The organism is Deltaproteobacteria bacterium (assembly GCA_011375175.1).
Classification (GTDB): Bacteria; Desulfobacterota; GWC2-55-46; order GWC2-55-46; family DRME01; genus DRME01.
The window spans coordinates 1-10,706 of sequence record DRME01000081.1 but is presented as its reverse complement, the minus strand read 5'-3'; the positions used below and the strand labels follow the sequence as shown (position 1 = coordinate 10,706).

Below are 10,706 nucleotides of genomic sequence, written 5' to 3'. Positions count from 1 at the left end.
TGAGGGCTCCCCGGAGGGGAAGCCCTACCGCCGCCAGCGGCCCCAGTGGATTATCTCGTCCAGCGCCTTGCGGTCCTTCTCTTCCTTTCTGAGCGGCTGGGGAGGGTGGCCGACGGCGATGAGGCCCACCACGTCTATGTCATCGGGGATGGCCAGCACGGCCTTCACCCTCTCGACGTCGAAGGAGGCTATCCAGCAGGTGCCCAGTCCCTCGGCCGTGGCCGCCCCGATCATCTCGGTGACGGCTATGGTCGTGTCCACCCAGGCGTAGTTGCGGCCGTCGCAGCGGCGCGTCCACGCCTTCGCCGGCTCGGCGCAGGCGGCGATTATCACGGGCGCGCGCTTGAAGCCCTCCCGGTAGAAGACCTCGTTTATGGCCGCCCGGTCTTCGCCCCTTATGACGATGAAGTGCCAGGGCTGGCAGTTGGCGGCGCTCTGGGCCCGGCGCAGCACCTCGAGAAGGCGGGCGAGCTTATCGTCCTCGACCGGCCTGTCCAGGAAATCGCGGATGCTCTTCCTCCGCTCGTAGAGTTCGTAGAAGGTCCTCAACTTCTCGTCCAAAGCTCACCTCCCAATTTCTCTCTCGACGGCGAAAAAGACGCTCGCACCATGCCGTGGCCGCGAAGGCGGAGGGCCCGGCCTCAAGGAGTCCCTTTCAGACGAGGGCCTCGACGAACTCGGCGGCGCTGAAGGGGCGCAGGTCCTCGACCTTCTCGCCCACGCCCACGAAGCGCACCGGGATGGCGAGCTCGCGGGCCAGGGCCACCAGTATGCCGCCCTTGGCCGTGCCGTCGAGCTTTGTGAGCGCAAGGCCCGTGACACCCACGGCGTCGTTGAAGAGCCGCGCCTGACTGAGGGCGTTCTGCCCTGTGGTGGCGTCGAGGACGAGCAGGTTCTCGTGAGGGGCCTCCGCTATCTCGCGCGAGACCACGCGCCTCACCTTCTTGAGTTCCTCCATGAGATTCACCTTCGTATGGAGCCGTCCGGCCGTATCGAGTATGACCACGTCGGCGCCGCGGTTCTTCGCAGCCCTGACGGCGTCGAAGGCCACGGCCCCGGGATCTGCGCCGTGGGTCTGCTTTATGACGGGCACGCCGGCGCGCTCGCCCCAGAGCTCGAGCTGCTCTATGGCGGCGGCGCGGAAGGTGTCGCATGCTCCGAGCACTACGCTTCGCCCCTCGGCCGCGAGACGGGAGGCGAGCTTGCCGATGGTCGTAGTCTTGCCGACGCCGTTCACACCGAGCACCATGACGACGAAGGGCGAGGCCGTGATCTGAAGCGGCGCCTCTACGGCCGATAGTACGGCTACGAGCCGCTCCCTGAGTCTCGCCTTGAGCTTCTCCATGTCGCGGCCCACCACGCTCTCGCGCAGACCGTCCACTATCTCCACGGCCGTCTGCGCCCCCACGTCGGCGACGATGAGCGTCTCTTCTATGGCCTCGAGAAGGTCCTCGCGCGACCTGCTCGCAAAGGCCGACTCAAGCCCCCCCATTATGGCGTTGTGGGTCCTGGCCAGCCCCCCCTTTATACCTCTGAGCAGTCCTTTCATGGTATGGAACGATACCATAAAAACGACGGCTTTCAAAGCCCTTATTGGCCGCAGGAGCTTGACAGGAGGCGTCCTTGAGGATAAATTTGGTGGGGAGGCTCCGGGCAACCGGCCGGCGGAGACTTTCGACAGCCGCGATAAAGACCAGCGTCCCGCCGCCGCGGAGAGAAGCCTAGGCAATGGAGTACGACGTCATCATAGTGGGCGCGGGGCCCGCCGGGCTCTTCGCGGCCCTCGAGCTCACGGCCCGCTCTCCGAGGCCCAGGGTCCTCCTCGTCGAGAAGGGCCGCGACATAGACAAACGCGAGCGCGGCGAGATATTCAGCGGCTGGGGCGGAGCCGGGGCCTTCAGCGACGGAAAGCTCAACCTCTCCGGCGAGGTCGGCGGCTTTCTCTCCGAGTACGTCGGAGCCGGCGAGCTCGACGCCCTCATCGCCTATGTGGACGACCTCTACGTGCGCTTCGGAGCGCCCGGGGAGCTCAAGGGCATGGACGCCGAGGGGGTGAAGCGCATAGAGGAGGCGTCGGCCAGGGCCGGACTCAGGCTCGTGCCCTTCGCCATCCGGCACCTCGGAACGGACCGCTGCATAAGGCTGCTCAAGAGACTGAGACAGGAGCTCGACGGCAGGGTGGAGCTGCTCTTCGAGACCGAGGCCGCCTCCATGGTGCGCTGCGACAACAGGGCCGCCGGCGTGGTGACGACCGACGGCAGGGAGCTGCGCTCGCGCTTCACGCTGCTCAGCCCCGGACGCTCCGGGGCCGGGTGGCTACAGGGCCTGTGGCGCTCCCTCGGCCTCGGCACGACCATAAACCCCGTAGACATAGGCGTGAGGGTCGAGATACCGGCGGCCGTCTTGAGTCCCGTGACCGACGTGCTCCACGAGGCCAAGTTCGTCTACAACTCGCGCCGCTTCGACGACAGGCTGCGCACCTTCTGCATGAACCCCTACGGCGTGGTGGTCAAGGAGGCCCACAAAGGGTTCTGCACCGTCAACGGCCACTCCTACTCGTCGAGAAGGAGCGGCAACACCAACTTCGCCATACTCGTCTCCACGACCTTCACCGAGCCCTTCCACGAGCCCGTCGAATACGGCCGGCTCATCGCAAGGCTCGCTAACCTCCTGGGCGAAGGCATAATCGTCCAGCGCCTCGGCGACCTGCTCGGCGGAAGACGCTCAACGGCCGAAAGGATAAGGAAGGGGGCGGTCACGCCCACCCTCGCCGACGCAACCCCGGGCGATCTCTCCTTCGTGCTCCCCTACCGCTACATAACGGGCATCATAGAGATGATCGAGGTCCTCGACAGGATTGCGCCGGGCATGAACTCCACCTCCACACTCCTCTACGGCGTGGAGGTCAAGTTCTACTCCATGCGCCCGAGACTCACCGCCGAACTGGAGACCGAGCTTCCCGGCCTCTTCGCCGCCGGCGACGGCGCGGGCGTTACGCGCGGCATAATCCAGGCGTCGGCCTCCGGCGTCATCGCCGCGAGGGCCATAGGACGACGCCTTGCCGGCGGAGAAGCCGCGCCGTGAAGAACTGCTCCATCGTGCTCGTCCGCCCCATGGGGCCGGCCAACATAGGCAGTGTGGCCCGCGTAATGATGAACACGGGATTCGACGACCTCGTGCTCGTCGACCCCGTCCCCCATCTCTGCGACGAGGCCTACGCCATGGCCTGCAACGCCTCCGCCATCCTCCTCGGCGCAAGGGTCTTCGCCACCATCGACGACGCCGTGGGCGACTCGGCGCTCGTAATCGGCGCCACGAGACGGACAGGCAAGGTCCGCGACCCCCACATAACGCTCGCCGAGGCGGTGGAGGAGATCGCGAGGTTCGCCGCCGCCGGCCGCGTATCGGTCCTTTTCGGCCGCGAAGACCGCGGCCTCTCCAACGAAGAGCTCGCCCGCTGCGACATGCTCTTCCACATACCGGCCCACGAGGCCAACCCCTCGCTCAACCTCTCGCACGCCGTCTTCGCCCTCTGCCACGCCCTCTTCACCGCCACGGGCGCCGCGCCGGGGCGCACCATCAGGCCCGCGCCCCGCCGGGAGACAGAGGCCTTCTACGAACACCTGGAGCGTGTGCTGCGCCGCCTCGGCTACGGCGCAAAGGGCGGCTCACACCTCCCGGCGGCCATCATGCGCAACATGAGGCGGCTTCTCGGCAGGACGGGCCTGACGCTCAAAGAGGTGAGGATGCTGCGCGGCATACTCACGCAGATAGAGAAACGAACCGCCGAAGGCGACCGCCTCCCTGAGTAGGAAGGCCGTTACCTGCTCCGCCGCCGACAACCCTGCCCCCGAAAGACCGCGCCGGGGCGAGTGCTCAAGGCTTCCCGAAAGGGCAGAGGCTCAAGGTTGCTGAAAAACACCGGAGGGATCGGCAATGATACCGTTGCCGCACGACAATCGAAACGCCCGGGGAGCGTTGTGCGCCTTGCATCGCCGCACAGATGTGCTAAAATAGTAGTAGGAAGGGTTCCAACCCGGGGCCGGAGGCCCGTGATGCCGGATATGTCACCGGGATAAAAGCCTTCGCCCACGGAGAACCCGGCAGAAAAAGCTTGAAACAGGCGTTGCATGAGCCGACGCGTGAGTGCGTAGATCCCATCCGCAGGGTGCGTGCAAACCACTTAAGGAGGTCCCCGAGGGGGGAGGGGGCACGTCCGTAGAGCGGGGGCGCGCCTCCGAACCGGCAGTCCGAAGGGACCGGCGGATTGGCGAAAAGCGGCTCGATGCGCGCCTGTTTCTTCGTCCTGAGGAAAGGGAAAGGGCCCGGTGGCCCTGCAGGTCTTCAAAACCTGTTGGTCGCCGAGACCCGGCGGCCGGGGGGTTCGACTCCCTCCCCTTTCCGCCACCCTTTCATCCCTGCCGAAGTCCCTTCAAGTGCCGAGAAAGCTCTTCGCCCTCATAGTCGTTGTCGCGGCCGCCGGATGCTCGGCGCCGCTTGTCGTCTCCAGCGTGGAGCCGCGGGTGATCGAAAGGGCCGTGACGGCGCCCCGGGAGGTGATGACGGCCGCCGTCGGCGAGGAGCTCGTCCTCGGCGCCGCCTGGAGGCGGCTTGTGTGGCGGGGCTACGTGGTAACGAGGGACTTCCCCCAGCCCTCGCCGCCGGGACAGCGCTTTCCGCCGCTTCAGAGGGGCTCGGTCTGGAAGGTCGCGGGCGTCACCGACGACGGAGGCGAGGTGCTGCGCTGTATGAGCCGCTCCATGTATCCGCGCATACCCGGAGTCGTTGCGGACTGGCAGGTCTGCCTGATCGCAAGGCAGGGGCGGGCCGTCGGCTCCGCGGCCTGTTACGACAACGGCTCCTTCTCGCCGTTCGCCATGGAATGGGACCGGCCCGAGGATATCCTCAGACCCCGCGAGATCGAGGAGAGCGAGGTCGGCGCAACCCCGGTCCGCCTCCTCTACTCCGGCAGAGTGGGGCCGACGGTGATGCTGACCGAGCTGCCCTCGCCCGCCGGCGCGGCCGAAGAGCGCCGCTACACCTTCGACCTCTCGGACTCGACCGTCATAGGCGTAAGGGGGGTGCGCCTGGAGATAGTGGAGGCGACGAACACCCGCATAAGCTACCGCGTTCTCTCCACCGGAGAGTAGGGACCGGCCGTTCTCCGCGAGTTTGAGGAAGCTCTGATTAATTACCCCGGTGGAAACTTCCTGTAGAAGGGCCACAGGCCCGCGCTTCCCCCTGCCCATCGTATGTTAGTCGGGTCTTCGGCCGTACCGGGGGATCGGCCCGCGCCAGGCGGTTTTTTTTACGCCTTTGCGGCCCGAACCCCCGGTACGGCCCCCAGAGGCAGCAGGCGCGGGCAGGACGCCCCTTCAAAGACATTCAATACCAGTTGGTTTCCCCCTGTTTTGCCAGGCAAAACAGGGGGAAACCAACTGGCGTTAAAAGTTTTGGAGGGAGTCTGAGGGAACCTTTTACAAAAGGTTCCCTCAGGGTAATTAAAACTGGTGCCCGAGGTGGGAGTTGAACCCACACGGCCTATCGGCCTCGGGATTTTAAGTCCCGTGCGTCTACCGGTTCCGCCACTCGGGCCTCCGGCCTCCACCGGGGAATGCATCAGGGCTTCCTCAATCAGCGCCTCCTGAAGATAGCAGATACACCGCATCTTGTCAAAGTAAAGCCTCCCTGCCGGTCGGGACCGAAAAGCGGCCCGCGGGAATTACTCCGATTAATTGTTTGACTGCAAGGGTATTTCTGATATAATCACAGAAATTTGCGTTTTTCATCTCCAAAGGGTCGCTGGACTCGTCTTCATGCAGGCAGGGGCCTTCACGGCTTCCACGGCGGACGACTCGGATGGACAAACGCGCGGCTGTTGATTCACCATTAATTCACGGAAGGGGTGTTTTTTTTGTCAGAGGTCAAGGTTTTCGACGACCAGCTCGAAAAGGCGCTGAAGATCCTCAAGCGCAAGCTGGCCCAGGACGGCACGTTCAAGGAGATCAAGAAGAGAAGGTTCTACGAAAAGCCGAGCGTCAAGAAGAAACGCAAACGCCAGGAAGCCGCAAAGCGCCGCGCAAAGGCCACCAAGAAGATGGCGCGCCGCAACCAGGACTGAGGCCGCCCGGCCCCGCTCCCGGCGCAAGGCCCGGATAAAGATAGCCTCCCGGTGATCGCTTCAGGGGGAACTTGCCGCACAGGGGCGTAAGCCCCCGCCGCTTCCACCGGCGTCGCTGCAGAGACTTTCTGTCACGGGGTCCCCCGGAGCCCCCTGCCCGCCCGTTCCCGCGGGAACGGGGCGCCCCCGGCACCGCAATCGAAGGTCCCTGAAGAGTCGGGTGGAGACGGCGGCGCCCGCCCCTACGGAAAGTCTCTCCCCCTCCGTCGACGCCGGGAGGTTTTTTTACAACCTCCCCCTGACGAGCGTATCCACCACCGAGGGGTCGGCCAGCGTGGACGTGTCGCCGAGGTCCTCGACGTGGCCGTTCGCTATCTTGCGCAGCACGCGGCGCATGATCTTGCCGCTTCTGGTCTTGGGCAGGCCCGCGGCGAACTGTATCTTGTCGGGTCTGGCTATGGGACTTATGACCTTCCTTACGTGGTCTTCCAGCGCCTTTCCGAGCGCCTCGTCCGCCTCCACCCCCTCCTTGAGCACCACGAACGCATATATCCCCTCTCCCTTGACATCGTGGGGGTAGCCGACTACGGCCGCCTCGGCCACGGCCTCGTGCGAGACGAGCGCGCTCTCGATCTCGGCCGTGCCGAGCCTGTGGCCCGAGACGTTGAGCACGTCGTCTATCCTGCCCATGAGCCAGAAATCGCCGTCGGCGTCTACCCTCGCGCCGTCGCCGGAGAAGTAGTAACCGGGAAAGCGGCTGAAGTAGACCTCCTTCATGCGCCTGTTCTCCGGGTCCCCGTAGGTTCCCCGCAGCATCCCGGGCCAGGGCCGCTCGATGACGAGGTATCCGCCCTCGTCGACGCCGGCCTCGCTTCCGTCCTCCTTGAGGACCCTGGGCACGACCCCGAAAAACGGCCGCGTCGCCGAGCCGGGCTTGAGAGTCGTCGCGCCGGGCAGAGGGCTTATGAGTATGCCGCCCGTCTCGGTCTGCCACCACGTGTCGATCACCGGGAGTCTCCCCTTGCCCACCACGTCGTGGTACCACATCCAGGCCTCGGGGTTTATGGGCTCGCCCACCGAGCCGAGGATCCTGAGGGTGTCGAGCCTGTGGCGCTTCACCCACTCGTCGCCGCTTCGCATGAGCGCGCGGATGGCCGTGGGGGCGGTGTAGATGATGTTGACCCTGTGCTTGTCGACTATCTCCCAGAACCGGTCCGGCGCCGGGTAGGTCGGTATGCCCTCGAACATGAGCGTCGTGGCCCCGCAGGCGAGCGGGCCGTAGACTATGTAGGAGTGGCCCGTCACCCAGCCGATGTCGGCCGTGCAGAAATGAATATCTTCTTCATGGCAGTCGAATATCCACTTGAAGGTGAGCGCCGCGTAGAGGAGGTAGCCCGCCGTGGTGTGGAGCACGCCCTTGGGCTTGCCCGTGGAGCCGCTGGTGTAGAGGATGAAGAGCGGGTCCTCGGCGTCCATCACCTCGGGCTCGCAGATGTCGGTGATGTCGTCGGCCTCAAGCTCGTCGTGGAGCCATGTGTCACGCCCTTCTTTCATCGCCACGTCCTGACCCGTGCGCCTTACGACGAGCACGCGCTCAACGCACGACACACCCTCGATGGCCTCGTCGCAGTTGGCCTTCAGGGGGATGAGCCTTCCTCCCCTGACGCCGCCGTCGGAGGTTATGACGAGCCTTGAGCCGCAGTCGTGTATGCGGTCCCGCAGGGAGGCCGGGCTGAAACCGCCGAAGACGACGCTGTGTATGGCCCCTATGCGGGCGCAGGCGAGCATGGCGAAGGCGAGCTCCGGGATCATGGGCAGGTAGAGCGTCACGCGGTCGCCCCTGGAGACGCCGAGCTTTTTGAGCACGTTGGCGAGGCGGTTCACCTCGTAGGAGAGCTGCTCGTAGGTATAGGTGCGGTAAGAGCCGTCCTCGGCCTCCCAGATTATGGCGGCCTTGTTCCTGCGCCAGGACTTCCTGTGACGGTCCACACAGTTGTGCGTCACGTTGAGCCTGCCGCCGATAAACCACTTCACCTGCGGCTTGTGGAAGTCCCACTCACAGACGCGCTCCCACCTGCGCTCCCAGTCGAGCATCTCGCCGGCCATGCGCGACCAGAAGCCATCGGGGTCCTCGACCGACTCGCGGTAGAGCCTCTCGTAATGGTCGAACCCCTTTATGTGGGCGCCGGCGCTCAGGCGCTCGTCGGGCGGAAAGACCCTCTCCTCGGCCATGAGAACGTCTATCTTGCTCGCCTGCTCGTCGCTCACCGTAAACCTCCTTGCCCCCGAGGGACTCTCATTGTGAAATCGACTCAAGACCGGACTCTCCAACTCCCGTCCGGACAGTAATTACCCTGGGGGAACCTTTCTGTAGAAGGGCCATAGGCCCACGTTTCCCCCAACCCCCCTTCAAAGACTTTTAATTCCCTGCGGTTCATCCCGATTTTGCAAGCAAAATCGGGATGAACCGCAGGGCGTTAAAAGTTTTTGGAGGGAGTCTGAGGGAACCGTGGGTCTGTGACCCTTTTACAAAAAGGTTCCCTCAGTAAAGATATCCCACGGCGCCGTTGCTGTCAAGGTTCGGCGGGTCTTCAGGTTTCGAGGGCCGCCGGCGCGCCCATGTCTCCCAGTTCGTACTGGATTACGGCGGCCACGGCCACGGCGGCCGTCTCGGTGCGCAGTATTCTCGGTCCGAGTCCTGCCGGCTCGAAGCCCGCCTTTCGGGCCGTTGAGAGTTCCTCTTCCGTCAGCCCGCCTTCGGGGCCGATGACGGCGATGACCGAGCGCACCCGGCCGCGACCGTCCGCGAGGAGCTCCTTGAGGCCCCTGCGGCGCTCTCCGGCGCTGAGCACCACCCTGAGCGTATCCCTCTCCCACGGCCCGGCCCGGCCCAGCGCCCCGTCGAGGCCGTCCGTCAGCGCCACCTCGGGCACCATGGAGCGGCCGCACTGCTTGGCCGCCTCGACGGCCACGCGCCTCCAGCGCCGCAGCCTCTCGGCCGCCCTGGCGGCGTCGTACACGGGAACGCTGCGCCTGGAGAAGAAGAAAGAGACGGCCGAGAGGCCCAGTTCCGTGGTCTTCTGGATTATGAACTCCGGCTTGAGTCCCTTGCCCAGTCCCTGGAGCAGGACGATCCTCACCGGAGACTCGCATGTCGGCTCGACGGCGCTGTCCACCGCGACGACGGCGCGGTCGGGGCCGACGGATTCGATCCTCCCTATGAGTTCCACGCCGCGGCCGTTGAAGAGGGCCACGCGCTCGCCGGCGCCCAGGCGCAGCACGTCGCGCAGGTGACGGAGCTGCCCGCCCCGCAGTTCGACCCTCGCGGACCCGAAGCCTATGTGCTCGACAAAAAACCTTCTCATGGGCGTTCGCCTACGATGAGGACGGCCCGGCAAGAAGCAGCGCCGCCCACTCGGCGCTGCGAAGCGTCCTGACGTGACGCAGGCCGAGCTCCTCGAAGCGGCGCCTCACCCCGCGGCACTCGTCGCGGAGTATGCCGGAGAGGAGCAGCAGCCCGCCAGGGGCGAGTCTGCGCCCAAGCTGCGGGGCAAGTCTCACAAGCTCTCCTGAGATGATGTTGGCCGCCACCATGTCGTACAGACCCCGTATGCGCCCGAGAGGCAGGGCCGAGACGGTGAAGGATACGGAGTTGAGCCTTCTGTTGAGGCGCGCCGCCCGCAGCGCCTCGGGGTCTATGTCCAGGGCCGTCACCCGCCCGACCCCCAGCCTGCACGCCGCTATGGCGAGAACGCCGCTTCCCGTGCCCACGTCGAGAAAGGAGCCCACGGCCCTGCCCCGGCCGATTACCGAGAGCATGGCCCGCAGACACATGCGGGTGGTGGGGTGGGAACCCGTGCCGAAGGCCATGGCCGGGTCTATCTCTATGACCGCGTCCCTTTCGCCGCTCTCTACGGAGCGCCACGTGGGTTTCACGATGATGCGGCCCTCCACCCCCCTTGCCGCCACCTTCACGGGCCTTATCCACCGCTTCCACCGCTCGGTCCAGTCCACGTCCCTGTAAGGGGATGTCTCGAAGGTCCATCCTATGGCCCGAAGGGAGGCGCCGAGCCCTGAGACTGCATCGTCACCGGCGAGGAAAGACTTGAGCGCCGCCACCGGCGACGGCGCCCCGTCCCCTTCGTCCGCCGGCGCCGCGAAGGGCTCGTCCTCGAGCACGCCCGGACTGCCGGCCTCTATCATGAGGGCCGCCGCCTCGTCCTTGCGCTCGGCGGGCCCCCTCGCCGTCACCTCGACCCATCTCTTCGGCATCTTCAATCCCCCTCGGGGTCCGGGCGTCTGAGGAAGGACCACAGGCCCGCGTTTCCCTCCCTCGCCCCATCGTATGTTATTCGGATCTTCGGCTGTACCGGGGAGTTCGGCCCGCGCCAGGCGGGATTTTTTACGCCTTTGCGGCCCGAACTCCCCGGCACAGCCCCCCCGAGGCAGCCGGAGCGGGCAGCCTGGGGGAAACTTTCTGTAGAAGGGCCATAGGCCCACGTTTCCCCCAGCCCCCTTCAAAGACTTTTAATTCCCTGCGGTTCATCCCGATTTTGCAAGCAAAATCGGGATGAACCGCAGGGCG

9 protein-coding genes and 1 tRNA gene are annotated in these 10,706 nt (G+C 65.5%); 4 read left to right on the top strand and 6 right to left on the bottom strand.

Annotated features, from left to right (window positions below; all coding sequences use genetic code 11):
• Positions 1 to 24: 24 nt before the first annotated feature.
• Positions 25 to 561, bottom strand: coding sequence for a nitroreductase (locus tag ENJ37_07285; GenBank protein ID HHL40291.1), 537 nt, complete (start codon positions 559 to 561; stop codon positions 25 to 27).
• 94 nt (positions 562 to 655) lie between these two features.
• Positions 656 to 1,567 (bottom strand): signal recognition particle-docking protein FtsY, encoded by a 912-nt coding sequence (ftsY, locus tag ENJ37_07280; GenBank protein HHL40290.1) that lies wholly within the window; start codon positions 1,565 to 1,567, stop codon positions 656 to 658.
• A gap of 161 nt (positions 1,568 to 1,728) precedes the next feature.
• Between ftsY and ENJ37_07275 the strand changes: the two genes are divergently transcribed.
• The 3 genes from ENJ37_07275 (at position 1,729) to ENJ37_07265 (ending at position 5,150) form a co-directional block, all read left to right on the top strand.
• Positions 1,729 to 3,084: an FAD-dependent oxidoreductase gene (locus ENJ37_07275; protein HHL40289.1), complete on the top strand. Its 1,356-nt coding sequence runs from the start codon at positions 1,729 to 1,731 to the stop codon at positions 3,082 to 3,084.
• Entirely contained in the window at positions 3,081 to 3,812 is a 732-nt protein-coding gene (locus tag ENJ37_07270) for an RNA methyltransferase (GenBank protein ID HHL40288.1), read from the top strand. Before ENJ37_07275 ends, ENJ37_07270 begins: the two co-directional genes overlap by 4 nt.
• A 624-nt stretch (positions 3,813 to 4,436) precedes the next feature.
• Positions 4,437 to 5,150: a hypothetical protein gene (locus tag ENJ37_07265; GenBank protein HHL40287.1), complete on the top strand. Its 714-nt coding sequence runs from the start codon at positions 4,437 to 4,439 to the stop codon at positions 5,148 to 5,150.
• 358 nt (positions 5,151 to 5,508) lie between these two features.
• On the opposite strand, the gene ENJ37_07260 is transcribed toward ENJ37_07265, so the two are convergent.
• Positions 5,509 to 5,595, bottom strand: a tRNA-Leu gene (locus tag ENJ37_07260).
• Between the two features lie 319 nt (positions 5,596 to 5,914).
• Here ENJ37_07260 and rpsU point away from each other — a divergent pair.
• The gene (gene rpsU, locus ENJ37_07255) at positions 5,915 to 6,121 is read left to right on the top strand and encodes a 30S ribosomal protein S21 (GenBank protein ID HHL40286.1); all 207 of its coding nucleotides are present in this window, start codon (positions 5,915 to 5,917) and stop codon (positions 6,119 to 6,121) included.
• 285 nt (positions 6,122 to 6,406) lie between these two features.
• On the opposite strand, the gene acs is transcribed toward rpsU, so the two are convergent.
• The 3 genes from acs to ENJ37_07240 all read right to left on the bottom strand — a co-directional run bounded on the left by acs (position 6,407) and on the right by ENJ37_07240 (position 10,393).
• Positions 6,407 to 8,353, bottom strand: coding sequence for an acetate--CoA ligase (gene acs / locus ENJ37_07250; protein ID HHL40285.1), 1,947 nt, complete (start codon positions 8,351 to 8,353; stop codon positions 6,407 to 6,409).
• A gap of 359 nt (positions 8,354 to 8,712) precedes the next feature.
• Positions 8,713 to 9,486: a 16S rRNA (uracil(1498)-N(3))-methyltransferase gene (locus tag ENJ37_07245; protein ID HHL40284.1), complete on the bottom strand. Its 774-nt coding sequence runs from the start codon at positions 9,484 to 9,486 to the stop codon at positions 8,713 to 8,715.
• 10 nt (positions 9,487 to 9,496) lie between these two features.
• On the bottom strand, positions 9,497 to 10,393 hold the full coding sequence (locus ENJ37_07240) for a 50S ribosomal protein L11 methyltransferase (GenBank protein ID HHL40283.1): 897 nt from the start codon (positions 10,391 to 10,393) through the stop codon (positions 9,497 to 9,499).
• Positions 10,394 to 10,706: the final 313 nt, after the last annotated feature.